At 73.2% G+C, this 18,288-nt stretch carries 13 protein-coding genes; 5 read left to right on the forward strand and 8 right to left on the reverse strand.

Going from position 1 to position 18,288, the window contains the following annotated elements; translation table 11 throughout:
- Positions 1-357 precede the first annotated feature (357 nt).
- On the forward strand, positions 358-1,170 hold the full coding sequence (locus IH09_RS28625) for a L,D-transpeptidase family protein (protein WP_240150616.1): 813 nt from the start codon (positions 358-360) through the stop codon (positions 1,168-1,170).
- On the opposite strand, the gene IH09_RS28630 is transcribed toward IH09_RS28625, so the two are convergent.
- From IH09_RS28630 to IH09_RS28645, 4 genes are read right to left on the reverse strand one after another with little or no spacing between them, the layout of a single operon-like run.
- Positions 1,164-3,266, reverse strand: coding sequence for a dipeptide ABC transporter ATP-binding protein (locus IH09_RS28630; RefSeq protein WP_052860409.1), 2,103 nt, complete (start codon positions 3,264-3,266; stop codon positions 1,164-1,166). The genes IH09_RS28625 and IH09_RS28630 overlap by 7 nt on opposite strands.
- Positions 3,267-3,282: 16 nt before the next feature.
- Positions 3,283-4,179 (reverse strand): ABC transporter permease, encoded by an 897-nt coding sequence (locus tag IH09_RS28635; RefSeq protein WP_052860410.1) that lies wholly within the window; start codon positions 4,177-4,179, stop codon positions 3,283-3,285.
- The gene (locus tag IH09_RS28640; RefSeq protein ID WP_052860411.1) at positions 4,176-5,126 is read right to left on the reverse strand and encodes an ABC transporter permease; all 951 of its coding nucleotides are present in this window, start codon (positions 5,124-5,126) and stop codon (positions 4,176-4,178) included. The genes IH09_RS28635 and IH09_RS28640 overlap by 4 nt, the downstream gene beginning before the upstream one ends.
- Positions 5,123-6,922, reverse strand: a complete 1,800-nt coding sequence (locus IH09_RS28645) for a peptide ABC transporter substrate-binding protein (RefSeq protein ID WP_052860412.1) — start codon at positions 6,920-6,922, stop codon at positions 5,123-5,125. Before IH09_RS28645 ends, IH09_RS28640 begins: the two co-directional genes overlap by 4 nt.
- A gap of 188 nt (positions 6,923-7,110) precedes the next feature.
- On the opposite strand from IH09_RS28645, the gene IH09_RS28650 reads away from it, so the two are divergent.
- Both IH09_RS28650 and IH09_RS28655 read left to right on the forward strand, forming a co-directional pair.
- Positions 7,111-8,304 (forward strand): ROK family transcriptional regulator, encoded by a 1,194-nt coding sequence (locus IH09_RS28650; RefSeq protein ID WP_052860413.1) that lies wholly within the window; start codon positions 7,111-7,113, stop codon positions 8,302-8,304.
- 80 nt (positions 8,305-8,384) lie between these two features.
- On the forward strand, positions 8,385-9,908 hold the full coding sequence (locus IH09_RS28655; protein WP_052860414.1) for a M81 family metallopeptidase: 1,524 nt from the start codon (positions 8,385-8,387) through the stop codon (positions 9,906-9,908).
- 32 nt (positions 9,909-9,940) lie between these two features.
- On the opposite strand, the gene IH09_RS28660 is transcribed toward IH09_RS28655, so the two are convergent.
- From IH09_RS28660 to IH09_RS28675, 4 genes are all read right to left on the reverse strand, one after another.
- A complete protein-coding gene (locus IH09_RS28660) occupies positions 9,941-11,230 on the reverse strand; it encodes an MFS transporter (protein WP_052860415.1) in 1,290 nt (429 codons plus the stop codon).
- 53 nt (positions 11,231-11,283) lie between these two features.
- Positions 11,284-12,426 carry an amidohydrolase family protein gene (locus IH09_RS28665; protein ID WP_052860416.1) on the reverse strand — a complete coding sequence of 381 codons (1,143 nt, stop codon included), beginning with the start codon at positions 12,424-12,426 and terminating at the stop codon, positions 11,284-11,286.
- Positions 12,426-13,826 (reverse strand): type I glutamate--ammonia ligase, encoded by a 1,401-nt coding sequence (locus IH09_RS28670; protein WP_052860417.1) that lies wholly within the window; start codon positions 13,824-13,826, stop codon positions 12,426-12,428. The genes IH09_RS28665 and IH09_RS28670 overlap by 1 nt, the downstream gene beginning before the upstream one ends.
- Positions 13,827-13,904: 78 nt before the next feature.
- Complete coding sequence (locus tag IH09_RS28675) at positions 13,905-15,968, reverse strand: SpoIIE family protein phosphatase (protein ID WP_052860418.1); 2,064 nt, start codon at positions 15,966-15,968, stop codon at positions 13,905-13,907.
- 191 nt (positions 15,969-16,159) lie between these two features.
- Between IH09_RS28675 and IH09_RS28680 the strand changes: the two genes are divergently transcribed.
- Positions 16,160-17,017, forward strand: coding sequence for a TetR/AcrR family transcriptional regulator (locus tag IH09_RS28680; protein WP_052860419.1), 858 nt, complete (start codon positions 16,160-16,162; stop codon positions 17,015-17,017).
- A 165-nt stretch (positions 17,018-17,182) separates the two neighbouring features.
- Positions 17,183-18,070 carry a BKACE family enzyme gene (locus IH09_RS28685; protein WP_052860420.1) on the forward strand — a complete coding sequence of 296 codons (888 nt, stop codon included), beginning with the start codon at positions 17,183-17,185 and terminating at the stop codon, positions 18,068-18,070.
- Positions 18,071-18,288 lie beyond the last annotated feature (218 nt).

The raw sequence follows: 18,288 nt of genomic DNA on the forward strand, positions 1-18,288 counted from the left end.
CACCGAGATCTACACAAGGAGTATCGTCGGCAGCGTCAGATGTGTATAAGAGACAGGGGTGGGGGTGGGTCCCTCGGGATCCGGGGGCCGCGTGGGAGCGGACTCGCGGTCCGGGACGGGGGACGGACGCGTCTGCGGTTGCCGCTGCACTGCGGGCCTCCAGAATCGGACGGCTGGGCATGTGACCCCCGTACCCGAGTCTCACCCGTTCGCGGCCGCCGCGCACGATGGATCGCCGCCGAGCGGGACCCGGGCGGGCCCCGGACGGCGCCCGGTGGCGCCGGACGGGGTGCCGCCCGGTGCGGATGACCTGTTCGGACGGCGCCCGGCGGGCCCGCCACGCTCTAGATTGCGGCCATGTCCGTGACGCGTACGCACACCGCCGAGGCCACGACCGGGCCGCGGCCCGGCACCGGAACCGGGCCGGGAGCCGCCCGCACGATCCGGGCGGGGGCCGTGGCGCTGCTGTCGGCGGCCTGTACGACGCTGCTCGCGGCGGGCGCGCCGGCTTCGGCCACCGCCGCCCGGACCGCCGTCGCCGGCGTCCCGCTCCCCTACCGGATGGCCGACACCGGGGGCGGCGACCAGCTGATCACCGCGCGTGCGCCCGGTACCGGCGCCACCACCGGGACGGTGTCCTGGTGGCAGCGGCACCACGGCCACTGGCGGCGGGCCGGTTCGGCGCCCGCCCGCTTCGGATCCGGCGGGCTGGCCGAGGGCCGCACCCGGGTCCAGGGCACCTCGACCACCCCGACCGGGCTGTACGGTCTGCCGTTCGGCTTCGGCACCGGCCCGGCGCCGGCCGGCACCGTGCTCCCGTACCGGCGGATCGGCGCGGATTCCTGGTGGTGCCAGGACAACGCCTCCGCCTCCTACAACCGCTGGGTACGGCCGCTGCCGCCGGACTGCGCGGCCCGCGAGTCCGAGCGGCTGGCGGACTATCCCACGCAGTACGCGCGGGCGCTGGTCATCGCCTTCAACTACCGCCACCCGGTGCGCGGCCGCGGCGCCGGGATCTTCCTCCATGTCAACGGCAAGGGCGCGACGGCCGGCTGTGTGTCCGTACCCGCCGGGGCGATGGCGCGGATCCTCGCCTGGGTACGGCCCGCCGCCCGGCCGCATATCGCGATCGGTACGGCGGACGGGCCGACGGCGCTCACCCGCTACTGAATCGGCCCCGCGGTGGGCGCGGCCCCGTCCCCGGCCGGTTCCGAGGTGAGCGGAAAGTGGCAGGCCACCCGGTGCCCGGGGGTCTCCGGCTCAGTCACCGGGGGCTCGGTGGTCGCGCACAGTTCGCGGGCGGCGGGGCAGCGGGTGCGGAAGCGGCAGCCCGACGGCGGGGCGGCGGCCGAGGGCGTCTCGCCGCCGAGCGGGGTGCCGGCCTGCTCCGCGTCCGGGTCGGGTGCGTTGACGGTGTCCAGCAGCCCGCGGGTGTACGGGTGCAGCGGCCGGGCGAAGACCCGCTCGGCCGGGCCGGTCTCGACGAGCTTGCCCAGGTACATCACGCCGACCGAGTCCGCCAGATGCCGCACCACCGCCAGGTCGTGCGAGATGAAGAGGTAGGTCAGGCCCTTGTCGCGCTGGAGGTCGCGCATCAGGTTGAGGATCTGCGCCTGGACGGAGACATCGAGCGCGGAGACCGGTTCGTCGGCGACGACGAGGGAGGGCGACAGCGCGAGGGCGCGGGCCAGGCCGAGGCGCTGGCGCTGGCCGCCGGAGAACTCGTGCGGATAGCGGTCCACCGCGCCGCGCGGCAGCCCGACGTCGTCCAGCAGCCCGGCGATCCGCCGCGCCTGCTCCGCCCGGTCGCCGATGCCCTGGATGACCAGTGGTTCGCGCAGTACGGCGGAGACCCGCATCCGCGGGTCCATGGACGCGTAGGAGTCCTGGAACATCAGCTGGACGTCCCGTCGGTGGGCGCGCAGTTCCCGCTTGGTGAGGGTGGCGATGTCGCGGCCGGCGAAGTGGATGGTGCCGCCGGTGGGCGCCTCCAGGCCGACGACCATCCGGCCGAGGGTGGACTTGCCGCAGCCGGACTCCCCCACGATGCCGAAGGTCTCGCCGCGCCGGACGGTCAGCGAGATCCCGGCGACCGCGCTGACCTCGGCGCCGGCGCCCCGGCGGCGGGCGAAGGGGCCGCCGTGCAGCGGATAGGTCTTGGCGACGCCGTCGAGGCGCAGCAGCGGTTCGCCGGTCCCGGCCGGGGGTGCCGCGGGCGCGGCCGGGCGGACCTCGGCGGTCGGGTCCTGGCCGGGGGCGGGGTCGGCGGGGTGGAAGCAGGCGAAGGTGTGCCCGGCCGCGCCGGTGGCGCCGTCCGCGGTGAGTTCCGGTTCGGTGGTGCGGCAGTGATCGGTGGCGAAGCCGCAGCGCGGTGCGAAGCGGCAGCCGGCGGGGCGGGTGACGAGGGACGGCGGCAGGCCGGGGATGGTGGCCAGCGGCTGTGCGCCGTCGGTGGCGCGTTCGGGCAGGGCGGCGAAGAGGGCCTGGGTGTAGCGGTGCCGCGGGGTGGCGAACAGCGGCCGTACGGCGGCCCGTTCGGCGATCTTGCCGCCGTACATCACCGCGACCCGGTCCACCCGGCGGGCGATCACGCCGAGGTCGTGGGTGACCAGGATCATCGCCATGCCGAGGCGCTCGCGCAGTTCGTCGATGAGTTCCAGGATCTGGTGCTGGGTGGTCACGTCGAGGGCGGTGGTCGGTTCGTCGGCGATCAGCAGCCGGGGTTCGCAGACCAGCGCCATGGCGATCGCGACGCGCTGTCGCATACCGCCGCTGAGCTGGTGCGGGTAGTTCTTCATCCGCTCGGCGGGGCGCGGCATGCCGACCAGCCGCAGCGTCTCCGCGGCCTTCTCCCATGCCTCGGCCTTGGTGCACCGGGTGTGCAGCAGCAGGGGTTCGGCCACCTGGGCGCCGATGGTCAGGGTGGGGTTGAGGGAGGTCAGCGGGTCCTGGAAGACCATGCCGATGGTGTTGCCGCGGATGTCCCGCAGGACGGGTTCCGGGGCGGCGGCCAGGTCCGTGGGCCCGTCGGCGGTGCCGCGGGGGCCGTCGAAGAGGATCCGGCCGCCGGTGACCTTGCCGCCGCCCGGCAGCAGGCCGAGGACGGAGAGCGCGGTCATGGTCTTGCCGCAGCCGGATTCGCCGACGATGCCGAGCGCCTCGCCGGGGGCGAGGTCCAGGTCGATACCGTCCAGGGCGTGCACGGTGCGGCCGCGGCCGGCGATCTCGACGTGCAGGTCTTCGATCCGCAGGAGCGAGTCGGTCATGGTGTGGGTCCTCGCTTCAGTTCTTCGTCAGGCGCACGTCGAAGGCGTCCCGCAGGCCGTCCCCGATGAAGTTGAAGGCGGCGACGACCAGCACGATCGCGATGCCCGGCGGGAAGATCAGCCACCAGTAGCCGACCTGGGTGTAGGTGATGCCGGCGGAGAGCATGGAGCCCCAGTCGGCGGCGGGCGGCGGGATGGACAGGCCCAGGAAGGACAGGTAGGCGACGTAGAGGATGGCGTCGGCGATCTGGAAGGTGGCGTTGACGATGACGGTGCCGATGGCGTTGGGGACGATGTGCCGGAACACCGCCCGGCCACCGCCACCGCCCATCAGCCGCATCGCGTGGATGTAGTCGCGGCTGCGCAGGGCGAGCGCCTCACCGCGGATGAGGCGGGCCGGGGAGAGCCAGGCGACGGAGGCGATGATCAGGATGAGGACGGGCTTGCTGGGCGTGACGATGGCGGCGACCACGACCAGCAGGAAGAGCGCCGGGATGGCGAGCGCCGCGTCGGTGACGCGCATCATCGCGGCGTCCACCCAGCCGCCGAAGTAGCCGGCGACCGCGCCGTAGACCGTCCCGAAGAGGGTGGCCAGCAGGCCCGCGGCCAGCCCGACCTCCAGGGAGGTCTGGCCGCCGTACATGAGGCGGCCGAGCAGGTCGTAGCCGAGGTCGGTGGTGCCCAGCGGGTGGGCGCCGCCGGGGGCGAGGCTGGCCTGGGTGAGGTCGGTGTGGATCTGGTCGGTGGGGTGGATCAGCGGCCCGAGGAAGCAGAAGGCGAGCAGGCCGAGCAGGACCAGCGCGCCGGTCAGGGCGAGCTTGTTGCGGGCGAAGACGGTGAGGGTGCGGCGGGCCAGGCTCGGGGTGGCGAGGGCCGCCTCCGGCTGGGTGGCGTCGAGGGCGGTGGTCGTCACGTCACGCTCCTGATGCGCGGGTCGAGGACGGCGTAGGCGATATCGGTGATCAGGGAGCCGAGGACGGTGGCGACGCCGACGATCAGGGTGACGCCGAGCAGGACCGGGAAGTCCGAGCCCTGCGCGGCGTTCCAGAACAGCAGCCCCATGCCGGGGTAGTTGAACATCGACTCGACGACGAGGGTGCCGCTGAAGAGAGTGGGGAGGTAGAGGCCGAGGAGGGTGGCCAGCGGGATCAGGGCGTTGCGCAGTACGTGCCGGGCCATGATCCGGGCGTGCGACTGGCCCTTGGCGCGGGCGGTGCGGACGTACTCCTCGCCGAGGTTGTCGAGGACCGCGGAGCGCATATAGCGGCTGAAGGCGGCGATGATGCCGAGCGCGGTGGTCACGACGGGCAGGACGAGTGCGCGCGGCTCGGCGAGGACGCCGCCGAGGGTGTCGGCCTGCGGTGCCTCGGCGGGGAAGAACTGGAGCTGCTGGCTGAAGACCAGGATGAGGACCAGCCCGAGGAAGAACACCGGGGTGGCGTAGGCGAGGAAGGCGATCCCGGTCAGGACGTAGTCGGCGGCCTTGCCGCGGCGGACGGCCTGGAGGATGCCGAGCGGGACGGCCAGCACGGCGGCGAGCACTATCGACAGCCCGGCGAGCAGGGCGGTCTTGGGCAGCCGTTCGCCGAGCAGCGAGGCGACGGTTTGGTTGAGCTTGTAGGACTCGCCGAGGTCGCCGGAGAGCAGCCGGCCGAGGTACTGCACGTACTGCTCGGGCAGGGAGCGGTCGTAGCCCTGCTGGTGGTTGAAGTGGGCGATGGAGTCCGGGGTGGCCTGGATGCCGAGGATGGCGCGGGCCGGTCCGCCGGGGAGCAGGTGCAGCAGGACGAAGACGATGACGGAGACGAGCAGCAGCACGATGGCGGCCTGCGCGATGCGCTTGGCCAGGAAGCGGATCACTTGCCGGCACCGTCCTTCGTCACGAAGTACCAGTCCTGGGGGGCGAGGGTGAGGGTCACGTTCTGATCGATGCCGCGCAGGTCGTTGCGGATGGCGGAGACCTGGTAGGCGGGGTTGGGGGTCCACAGGACCGGGAGCTGGCGGGCGACCTCGCGGCCGTAGTCGCGCATCGCGGCCGGGGCGTCGGAGTACTCGGTGTCGCGGATCAGCCGGTCGGTGCGCGGATCGGACCAGTTGCCCATGTTGGAGGGGGCGTTGGTGGCGAAGAGCTTCTCGCCGCTGGGGTCGGTCGGGAAGTACCAGCTGCCCTGGGTGCCGAAGAAGCCGAGCTGCCATTCCCCGCAGATCGGTTCGTCCTTCTTGCAGGGAACGGTGGTGCCGAGCACGGTGTTGAGCGGCTGCTGGCGGATGTCGAGGGTGATACCGGCCTTGCCGAATTCGGACTTGATGGCCTGCATGGTGTTGGAGGTCTCGGTGGAGCCGGACTGGGAGAGCAGCGAGAGCCGCAGTTCCTGTCCGTCCTTGACGCCGGTCCCGCACTCCGCCGCGCCGGTTCCGGGCCGGACGCAGCGCAGTGTGCCGTCCCGGTCGGCCCAGCCGTGCGCGGCGAGCAGCCGTTTCGCCTGCTCCGGGTCGTACGGATAGGGCTCGCCGTCGAGCAGGCCGGCGGGGACCGGGCCGAGGGTGGGGGCGGCGCTGCCGTGCCAGATGACCTTGGAGATGGACTTCTGGTCGATGAGGTACTGGAGCGCCTGGCGCAGATAGCTCTGGCGCAGCAGCGGGCCGGCCGTGGGGTGGTTGAAGTTGAGGACGATATAGGTGATCGCCCAGCCGTCCCAGGGGTCGATGCGATAGCCCATCTCCTTGAACTTCGCGGACTGCGCCATGACGGACGGCGGGATGTAGCCATAGTCGACGCCGCCGGCGCGCAGGACGTTGAATTCGGAGTCGGCGGTGGTGAAGGGTTTGAAGACGACCCGGTCGAGGTGGGGTTTGTCCGGGCCCCGGTAATTCTTGTTGGGGACCAGTGACACCTGCCCCGAGGTGTTCCATTTCTCGATCGTCCAGGGCCCGTTGACGGTTTTCCAGAGCGGGTCGGTGGCGAACTGCGAGAATTGCTTGGCGTGTTGCGTGAGCCGGGCGAAGGCGGTTTTCGGGTCCTCGTTCCGCGGGTTCCAGGCGTGTACGGGCAGCGCGAGGAAGCTGTCGAGCTGATTGCCGGTGAACCACGCCGGGTTGTACGCGCGGTCCAGCCGGAGCCGGAAGGTGCGGTCGTCGACGGTCTCGAACGCGGTGACGTCGTCCGGCATGAGGGAGGGTGAATAGCCCGCCCATTCCTTCTTGTTGCCCTTGATGAGGTCGAACCAGAACTTGACGTCCCGGGTGGTGACGGGCACGCCGTCGGACCAGGTGTAGCCCTTTTTCAGGGTGATGGTCACGGTTTTGTTGCCGTCGCTGTAGCGGGGCTGTTCGGCGAGGTTGCGCGGACTGTCCATCGTCAGCGCGTCGCCCTTCTTCTCGGCCGTGTACAGCGGCAGGAAGAGGAGGTTCTGGATGGCCTTGTTGTACGTGGCGAGGTAGCCGGGGGCGCCGATCGGGAAGATCCAGTTGGGGCTGGCGGCGGGCGGCAGGGCCATGGTGGCGGTGCCGCCCCGTACGGGGGTGCCGCCGGTGGCGCCGACATCGGTGACAACGTTGGCAGTCGGACCGCAGCCGGTCAGCGCGGTGGCGCCGAGGAGGACCGCGGCCAGGATGCGCCCCAGGGGCCCGCGTATTCGTGTACTGCGCAGGCCCATGCTGCCTCCGGGGAATCGGCCGGTCGAAGAATTGCGAGCAAAGTACGGATGTCCGTGAAAAGAAGTCAAGGGGTTGGCGAAACCAAGGGGCTTGAGGTCTACTGTCGGCGAGTTGCTTGGACAACTTCATTCGATTCCGAAGAAAGTCCAGGGAGTCAGCCCTCCCGCACCGAGCCGAAAGGCGCCCTATGACCGCCGCCGAGGAACAGCCCGGCTCCGCCGCGCACGTCCTCGAACTCGTCGCGAACGGCTCCGCCGCCTCCCGCGCGGACCTCGTACGGGAACTGGGACTCGCCGCCTCCACCGTCTCCGCCCGCGTCCAGGAGCTGGTCGAGGCCGGACTGCTCTCCGAATCCGGCGAGGGCGCCTCGCGCGGCGGCCGGCGGCCACGGCTGCTGCGGGTCGCCGACCGGCAGACCGTCGCGCTCGCCGCCGATCTGGGCAGCCACCACGTCCGCACCGGCGCGGTGGGGCTGACCGGCGGCGGCTTCGACATCGACGAGTCCGCCTTCGACCTGACCGCGGGGCCCGGTCCCGCGCTGGACATGCTCACCGAGCGGCTGACCGCGCTGGCCGAACGGCAGCGCGCGGCGGGCCGCACGGTGCGCGGCGTCGGCATCGGCTTCCCCGGCCCGGTGGACGCCGACGGCGGGCGGATCATCGCCCCGTCCCGGATGCCCGGCTGGCATCTGTTCGCGCTGCGCGACCGGCTCGCCGACCGGCTGGGCCTGCCGGTGCTGCTGGACAACGACGCCAATGTGCTGGCGCTGGGCGAACACCGCGCCGCCCACCCGGCGCTGCGCCATCTCGTCGTCGTCAAGGCGGGGCGCGGCATCGGCTCCGGCGTCATCAGCGGCGGCCGGCTCTACCGCGGCGCGCGCGGCTCGGCCGGTGACATCAGCCATGTCCGGGTGGACTCGACCGCCGAACTCCCCTGCTCCTGCGGGAACATCGGCTGTCTGGAGACGGTGGCGAGCGGCGCCGCCATCGCCGCCGCACTGCGCGGCCAGGGCATCGCCGCCGACTCGACCACCGACATCCTGCGGCTCGTCGAGAACGGCGAACCGCACGCCACCACCCTCGTCCGGCAGGCCGGGCGGGACATCGGCGCGGTGCTCGCCGTCGTCGTGAACTTCTTCAACCCCGAGGCGGTGATCCTCGGCGGCGCGCTCTCCGGCGCGGAACCGCTGGTCGCGGCGGTGCGCGGGATGCTCTACGAGCGCTGTCTGCCGATGGCGACCAGGGATCTCGTCATCGACGCCGCCGCCTGCGGTCCGGATGCCGGGCTGCTGGGCGCCGGCCACGCCGCGCTGCGTGCGTCGGCCGCGGCCGACGGTCCGCTGCCCGCGGCCGACGGTCCGCTGCCCGCCCCGCGCGCCTGACCGGCGCACCCCCACCGCCGTCCGGCCCCGCCGTCCGCGGGCCGGCCCCGCCGACCGCCACCTACGGAAAGTGAGCCACCATGACCTCCCCCACCGGCCGCCGCCTTCGGATCGGCATCGGCGGTATGTCCATCGAGTCCAGCCAGTTCTGCCCGCACCGCGCCACGTACGACGATTTCCGTGTCACCCGGAAGAGTGCGCTGCTGGACCGCTACACGTGGACGCGGCCGGACGACGGCCTCACCGAGCGGGTCGAGTGGGTGCCGCTGGTGCACGCCGTCTCGCTGCCCGGCGGCCCCGTCGAACGGGCCACGTATGACCGCATCAAGACGGAACTGACCGGTCTGATCCGCGAGTCGGGGCCGCTGGACGGCCTGGTGTACGACATCCACGGCGCGATGAGCGTGGTCGGCCTGGTCGACGCGGAGGCGGATCTGACCGAGGCGGTGCGGGCCGCGACCGGACCCGACACGCTGATATCGGCCGCCATGGATCTGCACGGCAATGTCTCGCGCCGCTTCGCCGAACCCCTCGACCTGCTCACCGCGCACCGCCTCGCCCCGCACGAGGACGCCTGGGAGACCCGGGAGCGGGCCGCCCGCAAGCTCGTCGAACGGCTGGTCTCCGGCCGGGGCCGCCCGCACCGCGCCTGGGTCCAGGTCCCCGTCCTGCTGCCCGGTGAGAAGACCAGCACCCGGCTGGAGCCGGCCGCTTCGCTGTACGGGCGGCTGGCCTCGGTCGAGGCGCTGGACGGTGTCGTCGACGCGGCCGTCTGGGTCGGCTACGCCTGGGCCGACGAGGAGCGCTGCCGGGCCGCGGTGGTGGTCACCGCCGACGATCCGGAGCTCGCCGTCGACCGGGCCCGTTCACTGGCCCAGGAGTACTGGGACGTCCGCCGCGATTTCGTCTTCGTCGGCCCCACCGGCGACGCCGACGAGTGCATCGCCCGCGCCGTCGGCTCCACCGCCCGCCCGTTCCTGATCAGCGACTCCGGCGACAACCCCACCGCGGGCGGCGCCGGTGACCTGGCGTACATGCTCGGTCGGCTGCTGGCCCACGAGGAGCTGGCGAGCGGCCGGGTCACCGCGCTGCACCCGGGCATCACCGACCCGCCGGCCGTCGCCGCCTGCTTCGCGGCGGGGGTGGGCGCCGAGGTCACGCTCCGCGTGGGCGGCCAGGTCAGCGCGGGCACCGGCCCGCACGCGGAGCCGTACGAGCTGACCGGTACGGTGACCGCGCTGGAGGGCGCGGCCGTCCCCGGTTCCGGTGCGCCGCGCGGCAATCCGGCCTACGACGACGGGGGCCGGACCGCGGCCGTCACCCGCGGCGGGGTGACGGTGGTGCTCACCGAGCGGCGCAAGCCGTTCCACACCCGCGCCGACTTCGGCACCCTGGACCCGCGCGAGTTCGACCTGGTGGTCGTCAAGATCGGCTATCTGGAGCCGGAGCTGCACGAGATGGCCGCGGACTGGCTGCTCGCGCTCACTCCGGGCGGTGTCGACCAGGACCTGCTGCGGCTGGGCCACCACAAGGTGGCGCGGCCCCTCTACCCGTTCGACGACGAGGGGTTCGAGGACCCGGACCTGACGCCGGTGCTGCTGTAGGGGGGCCTGCGCCGGGTGCTCATCCGCCGGGCTCAGGGCTGCGGGTCGCGGGCGTCGTAACGGGCGAAGGCGCGGCGGCCGAGGCCGAGGGCGGTCACCACCAGGACGCAGCCGAGGCCGCCGCCGATCACGGTGGCGGCCGGCGAGGTCAGGTCGGCCGCCGTACCGGCGAGGAAGTCGCCGAGCCGCGGCCCGCCCGCGACCACGACGATGAAGACGCCCTGGAGGCGGCCGCGCATCGCATCCGGTGTCGCGGCCTGCAGCATGGTGCTGCGGAACACCATCGAGATGGTGTCGGCGCAGCCGGCGACGGCCAGGAAGCACAGTCCGAGCCAGAGGTTCCGGGCGAGGCCGAAGCTCGCGACGGCCGCGCCCCAGGCGGTCACCGCGATCAGGATGGCCAGGCCGTGCCGGCGGATCCCGCCGAGCCAGCCGGAGAACAGCCCGCCCAGGACGGCGCCCACCGCGGGTGCGGCGACCAGCAGCCCGACGGTTTTGGCGTCACCGCCGAACCAGAGCACGGCGATCGCCGGGAACAGCGCCCTGGGCTGGGCGAGCACCATCGCCGCCAGATCGGTGAAGAACGTCATCCGCAGGTTGGGCCGGGTGGCGAGGAAGCGCAGTCCGTCCAGGACGGAGGCCCGGCGGCGGGCGCCCTCGCCCCGGTCGGGCCGCATCGAGGGCATCCGCCACATCGCGTACAGCGAACCGCTGAAGGCCGCCACATCGATGAGGTACGCGGCCTGATAGCCCCACAGGCCGACGATGACGCCGCCCAGCATCGGCCCGCCCATCAGACCCAGGCTGCTGGTCAGCGAGTTGAGGGCGTTGGCGGCCGGCAGCTGCTCGGTGGGCAGCAGCCGGGGGATCATCGAGGAGCGGGCCGGTGAGTTCATCGCGAAGCAGACGGCCTGGAGCGCGACGACGGTGTAGAGCAGCCAGACCCGGTGGTAGCCGGCCAGCGCCGCGGCGGCCAGTACGACGGACAGCACGGTCGCGCCGGCGGCGCTCAGCAGGCCCAGGGTGCGGCGGTCGACGGTGTCGGCGACGGCGCCGCCGTAGAGCCCGAAGAGGACCAGCGGGCCCAGCGAGCACAGGCCCACCACGCCGACCGAGAAGGTGGATCCGGTGAGGGCGTAGACCTGGAGGGAGACCGCGAGGGCGGTCATCTGCTGGCCCATCCAGGAGACGGTGTTACCGCACCACAGGCGGCGGTAGTCCGGAGAAGTCCGGAGCGGGGTGAGATCAGCGAATATCCGGGCGCGTGGGGGTATTTGGCCGCTTGTGGGATTCGTTGCAGGAGGCACCCGGAAGTAAAACACGGCGGGTGCGGACGGTGGCGGCGGAAGCCGGGCACCCGGGCCCGGCGGACCGCTCAGCCGCCGCCCAGTCCGTACACCCGCCGCGCGTTGTCCGCCGCGATCAGCGCGCCGACCCGCCCGGCGTCCGCCGCCGACCAGGCCCCGGTGGCGGTCCAGTCGCCGAGCACCGCCGCCAGTGCTGTCCGGAAGAGGGCGGCGCCGACGACGTACAGCTCCGGGAGGCCGTAGGCGTCGGTGGAGAAGAGGAGCTTGCCGAAGGGGGTGAGCTCCAGGAATTCGGCGAGCAGCGCGGCGGCGCGCGGGCCCGTGTGGGTCAGCGTCAGCCCGATGTCGGCGTAGACGTGCGGGAAGACGCTCGCCAGGTAGCCGGCCTGGCGGTGGTACGGATAGCAGTGCAGCAGCACCAGGTCCGTGCCGGTGTCGGCGGTGGCCCGTACGAGGTCGGTCAGGAGCGCCGGGTCGGCGTGGTCCAGCCGCAGGTCGGGGTCGCCGAAGCCGGTGTGCAGCTGGAGCGGCCGGCCGGTGGCGACGGCCAGCCAGACGAGATGGCGCAGCAGGACGGGGTCGGTCAGGCGGGGCGCCCCGGCGGCGAGCCAGGCGCGGACGGCGGTGTGGACGGCGTCCGGGGCGGGCGGCCGGGGGTCGAGCGCGAGGCCGTGCCGGTAGGCGGCGACCGTCTTGAAGGCGACGGCGGTGCGCGCCGCGTCCCGTACCGCGTGGTCGAGGGCGTCGGTGAACGCCTCGGCGTCGCGCGCGCCGACCGCGACGCGCTCGGCGAGCGCCTCCAGCCGGACGACCTCGTGGCCGGTGCCGCCGCCGGCTCCGGCGGTCTCGGCGGGGCCGGTGAGATCGCCGGGCAGTCCGGTGTCCACGAGGTAGGTGCCGATGCCGGTGGCGGCGAGCAGCCGGCGGCGGGTCTCGGCCGGGCCCAGCTCGCGGCGGCGGGCCAGATAGCGGTCGGGCGGGCAGTGCGCGGGCAGGCCGAGCAGCGGCGGGCACCAGCGGCGCACGGCGAAGCCGGTCTGGGTGTCGAAGAAGGTGGTGCCGGCGGCGGGCGGGCCGTCCGCCTCGGTGAGGTGGGCGGTGAAGGCGGCGTCGTCGAGTTCACCGCGGAGCACGCCGTGGCAGTGGTGGTCCACCAGCGGCGGGAGGCCGTCGTCGGGTGCGGGTCCGGGTCCCGGTGCGTCCCCGGTCATCAATAGCGCCAGCGGGTGGCGGCGGTGATCTCCGCGGCGTCGCTCGCCGCGAACCGGGCGGCCTCGGCGCGGCGGACGGCGAGCACCCCGCCGTACAGCACCTCGCCGAGCGCCTCGGCCAGCGGGGCCGACTTCGCCAGCTGGTCGGTGGCCTCGGTGAGGGTGACGGGCAGCCGGACGATGCCGCGGCGGGCCCGTTCGCGGACGCCCAGCGTGCCCGGGTCGCCGGCCGTCGGCGCCGGCAGCTGCATCCCGGACTCGATGCCGTGCAGTCCGGCGGCGATGACGGTGCCGACCGCGAGGTAGGCGTTGGCGGCGGCGTCGAAGGTCTTGATCTCGGCGTGGCCGCCGTCCGGGTCGTCGGGGGCGCCGGTGATCAGCCGCAGTGCGGCCTCCCGGTTCTCCACGCCCCAGCACTGGTAGACACCGGCCCAGTGGGAGGGCTGGAGCCGCAGGTAACTGGCGGGCGAGGGGCAGCCGATGGCGAGGAGGGCGGGCAGTGCGGCGAGGACGCCGCCGAGGAAGGCGACCGCGTCGGGCGCCAGGCCCCAGGGGCTGTCCGGGGTGCGGTGCAGGCTGGCGCCGTCGCGGTACAGGCTGAGGTGGAGGTGGCAGCCGTTGCCCACCTGGCCCGCGACGACCGAGGGGGCGAAGGAGGCGCGCAGCGCGTGCCGGGCGGAGACGGCGCGGACGGTCTCGCGGACCAGCAGCAGATCGTCGGCGGCGCGCACCGGGTCGGCCGCGGCGCAGGTCACCTCGAACTGGCCCGGCGCGTATTCGGGGTGCAGCTGGAGGACCTCGACGCCCTGGACGGTCAGCGCTTCGGTGACATCGCGGAGGTAGTCGGAGAGTTCGACGACGCGGGTCATGCCGTAGGCGGGTCCCGCACAGGGGTAGTCGAGCGGCTCGTCCCCCTCGGCGGCGGCCGGGGCACGGCCGGCCGGGGCGCGGCTGACCACCCACTCCGTCTCGAAGCCCATCCGCAGGCCGAGGCCGGCGGCCGCGGCCCGGTCGGCCATCCGGCGGGCGAACTGCCGCTGGCAGGCGGGGTGCGGACGGCCCAGCTGGTCGTAGCGGTCCACCGGGGCCCAGGCCCAGCCGGGCTGGGCGGCGAGGGTGGTGAGCCGGTCCAGGTCGGGGAAGAGCCGCAGATCGCCGTCGGGGCCGCCGAGATGCTCGGATTCGGTGATCGCGTCGTCGGAGGTGAAGACGTCGAAGACGGGTGACATGCCGACGCCGAGCTCCGCCGCATGCGCCAGGCGGTGCGCCGGAATGGTCTTGACGCGTGCGATACCCGCGTTGTCGACCCAGGTCAGAGCCACGTTGCGGACGCCCTCGGCGTCCAGTCGCGCCGCCATCTGGCGGGCCTGTGCGCGCGCTTGTGCAGGCCGCGTTCCCATAGAGCTGTCCTCACTCCGCCGTGCCGATTCCCCGGCATCCGGTCCCGCTGCGGCCGGCGCGGCCCACGGTCTCGCCGGTCAGGGGCAGTTGAACTCGCACCATACGCACTTTCCGTCGCCGCGCGGTTCCACACCCCAGACATCGGCCAGCCGTTCCACCATCGGCAGACCGCGGCCGGCGGCACCGGCCGTTTCCGCCGTGCGGCGCCGCGGCAAGGCGCTGGAGCGGTCCGTCACTTCGAGCCGCAGCCGCCGCCCGGCGCCGTGCGGCAGGCGGATGTCGACGGTGACCGCGCCGTCGGTGTGCAGCAGCGCGTTGGTGATCAGTTCATCGGCCACCAGCTCGATCTCCTCGGCGCGTTCCCGGGCGCCCCAGGCGCGTACGGCCGCCCGGATCAGGCGCTTGGCGGCGGACCGGGCGTCCGGGTCGCCGGGGGTGATCCGCTGCCGGAGGTGGCCCGCGTCCTCGTGCCGCGGAGCGCCCAGCAGGCGCAGCAGCAGCAGCGCCATATCGTCCTCGGTCGGCCGCTCGGCCGCCGACTCGCAGAGCCGGTCGGCGAGTTGGTGGACGTCCCGGGGGCCGTCGGCGACCCGGCCGGCCAGTTCCCGCATGGCGTCGTCGAGGTCGGTGCCGGGCCGTTCGACCAGGCCGTCGGTGCACAGCAGCAGGGTGTCGCCGGGGGCGAGGTGAACGGTGGTGACGGGGTGGTCGAGCCGGGTGAAGGCGGCGGACAGGCCGAGCGGCAGCCCGCCGGCCACGGGCAGCCGGCGGCAGGCTCCCCCGGCGTACCGCAGCAGCGGGTCGAGGTGTCCGGCCCGGACGAGGCGGGCGGTACCGGTGCCCAGGTCCACCTCGGCGTAGGTGCAGGTGGCGAAGCGGTCGGGGTCGAGTTCGTGCAGGAAGGCGGAGGCGCGGGCCATGACGGTGGCGGGGGTGTGGCCCTCGGCCGCGTAGGCGCGCAGCACGATCCGCAGTTGTCCCATCAGGGCCGCGGCCTGGGTGTCGTGGCCCTGGACGTCGCCGATGACGGCGGCGACCCGGCCGTCGGGCAGCGGGGTGACGTCGTACCAGTCGCCGCCGATCTCCCGGCCGATCCGGGCGGAGCGGTAGCGGACCGCGATCTCGGCGCCGGGGACGCCGGGGATCCGGCGCGGCAGCATGGCCTGCTGCAACCCCTCGGCGAGGTCGTGTTCCTGGTCGTAGAGCATGGCGCGGGCCAGGCTCTGCGCGATACCGCTGCCGAGCGCGACCAGCAGATTGCGCTCCTGGTCGCGGAAGTCGCCCTCACGCGCGAAGAACAGGCCGACCACACCGATCGGGCGGGCCTGGGCGATCAGCGGCAGATAGGCGGCGGAGCCGATGTTCAGCGGTTCGACGGCCGGCCACAACCGGGGGTAGTGGGCGGCGAATTCGGTACGGCTGCCGATGAAGCGCGGGGTGTGGGTGCGGACGACCTCGCTCATCGGGTATTCGTCGCCGATCCTGGTGACGCCGAGGTCGGGCCGGAAGCTGCCCGCCTTGCCCTCGGAGACCAGCCGGATGCGGCCGGATTCGACGAGGCCGAGGATGATGTTCTCGGCGCCCAGCCGGTTCAGCCCCTGGTCGCCCGCCAGGACGGCGATGACGTCGCGCACCGTGCTGGCATGCGCGAGCGCGGCGGTGGTGCGCTCGACGACACCGGTGTGCCGGCGGCGCTCCTCGTCCACCGCGATCCGCTCGACCGCCTGTGCGTATTCGGCGTCGGCGTCGCGGATCACGCCGATGACGCGGCGGGGCCGACCGGTGCCGTCGCGGCGGATGCTGCCCTGGCAGTGGGTCCAGCGCGTTGCGCCGTCGCGGCGGCGGACGCGGAAGTAGGCGCCGTAGGAGTCGCTGCCGTCCTTGAGGGCGCGGGTGACCACGGTCGCCAGGCGGGCCGCCTCATGGGGCGGCAGGCGGCCGCCGAGCGTGGCCGGGCGATCGTCGTACTCCGCCGGCGCCATGTCGAAGAGCTCCAGGGCGGGCGGGTCGAGATGCATCAGCCCGCTGTCGAGGTCCCAGTCGAAACCGCCCATGCCGTTGAGGGCCAGGGTCAGGTCCGGGTGGGCGGGCCAGTCGTCCGGCACCGACACGGTGGGCCGCTTCGCTCCCCGGTCAGCCATATCGTCACTTTGCCACATTCACCCGGATTATGGCGGTTCGGGCGGCCCGCCGCCCTCATCCGCCACACCCCTGACTCCCTCATCAGTTCATGCGCAACACCACACCACTCACCACACCGGAACTGGCCTTTTACCCTTCCCCTCGTCCCAGACGTTGCGATGATCTCAACACGCTGTTACGGTCCCGGACCATGAAGGAAGACCCCGGAGCCCGGGTCACCGATGACGGTGGAGATGTCACGGACCGTGTCCGGCAGGTGATCGCGCGGCTCGGTTGCAGCCACCGCGAGTTCGCCCGCCGGATCGTGATGGACCCCTCGAAACTCTCCAGGTCACTCGGCGGCACCCGGCGGTTCACGCTGGCCGAGATCGTCCGGATCGCCGATATCGGCGGGGTGGACGTGGGCCGGCTGCTCGGTTCCCCCGAGCGGCCCGCGCCCGCCCCCGAGCGCGAACCGGTACCGGTACCGGACGGCGGCCGGCCGCTCCAGATCGTCCGGGAGACGGTCCGCCTGATCGCCGAGCACGGCTTCCACGAGGTCCGGGTCGCCGATATCGCCGCGGCCTGCGGGACGAGCACCGCCGCGGTGCACTACCACTTCCCCGGCCGCGACGAGCTGCTGGAGGCGGCCGTGCGCTGGTGCATGGACGAGGACACCGCACGCCGCGCCGCGGGACCGGCCGAGGCCGCCGACGCCCGCGCCGAACTGCTGCATCTGATCGCCTTGCAGACCCCGCGCACCGCGCAGCAGCGCCGTCAGTGGCTGGTCTGGCTGGACCTGTGGGCGCAGGCCGCCCGTTCGACCGCCGTCGGGCGGCTGCACGAGCACTACTACCGCCAGTGGCGCAGCACCGTCGCCGATGTGCTGCGCCGCGGCGTCCAACAGGGCGTCTTCCGGGCCGTGGACGCCGAGTTCACCGCGCTGCGGCTGACCGCCCTCATCGACGGCCTGGCCACCCAGGTACTGGCCACCGCGCCGGACAGCACCACCCCCGACTCCATGCACGCCGCCCTCCTCGCCTTCGTGGAGAGCGAACTCAGCGCCTGAGCCCCCGGCCGCCCGGCGGCCGCACCACCACACCAGGACCGGACGGGGTCCGCATCCGCCCCGTCCGCCGTTCCCCACGCGACCGGCCGCACCCCACCGGCCGGCCACCACCACGCACCCAGACCTGACGCCAGCTCAACTCGTCACCCTTCGAAGGGAATCACCGTGAACAACGAGGTCATCATCACCTGTGCGCTTACCGGCGCGGGCGACACCGTGGGCCGCTCCCCGCACGTCCCCGTGACGCCCGAGCAGATCGCCGCGTCGGCGGTCGAGGCCGCGTCGGCGGGCGCCGCGGTGGTCCACATCCACGTACGCGACCCCGAGACCGGCGCCCCGTCGCGCGACCCGCGGCTGTACGCCGAGGTGGTCGGGCGGATCAAGGAGACCGGCACCGACGTCATCATCAACCTCACCGCCGGTATGGGCGGCGACCTGGTGATCGACCCGGCCGAACCCCTCCGGCAGCTGCCCGGTACGGACCTGGTCAGCGGCCTGGACCGGCTGCCGCACGTCGAGGAGCTGCTGCCCGACATCTGCACCCTGGACTGCGGTTCGCTCAACTTCGGCGACGGCTCCAACCTCTACGTCTCCACCCCCGACATGCTGCGGGTGGGCGCCAAGCGCATCCAGGACCTGGGCGTCCGGCCGGAGTTGGAGATCTTCGACACCGGTCAGCTGTGGTTCGCCAAGCAGCTGCTGGCCGAGGGCCTGCTGGACGATCCGACGGTCTTCCAGCTGTGCATGGGCGTGCCGTGGGGCGCCCCGGCCGATCCGGGCGTGCTCCAGTCGATGGTGAACATGCTGCCCGAGGGCGCGCAGTGGGCGAGCTTCGCGCTCGGCCGGATGCAGATGCCGTGGGTCGCCCAGTCGATCCTGCTCGGCGGTAACGTCCGGGTCGGCCTGGAGGACAACCTCTACCTCAGCAAGGGCGTCAAGGCCACCAACGGGCAGCTCGTCGAACGGGCCGTCCAGATCACCGAGTTGCTCGGCGCGTCGGTCGCCACCCCCGACCAGGCCCGCGCCCGCCTCGGCCTCAAGCCGCGCGCCTGACCCTCGGATTCCGCGGGTACGCACAGTCCGGCTCACTCACGGACGGCCCGGACCGCGTGCGGACGGACCCGTCCGGTCCGCACCGGCCGGCCGCCTTCCGTAGCGCCCGGCTCCCACCCGTACCACCCGGCTCTCTTGGGGGAACCCGCTCCCTGTGCGGAACCCACCTCCTTCCCGGAGCCCGATCCCTTTGTCGGCGGCACACCCCGACTCCCGCC

Source organism: Streptomyces celluloflavus (genome assembly GCA_000720995.1).
GTDB classification, from domain to species: Bacteria; Actinomycetota; Actinomycetes; order Streptomycetales; family Streptomycetaceae; genus Streptomyces; species Streptomyces celluloflavus.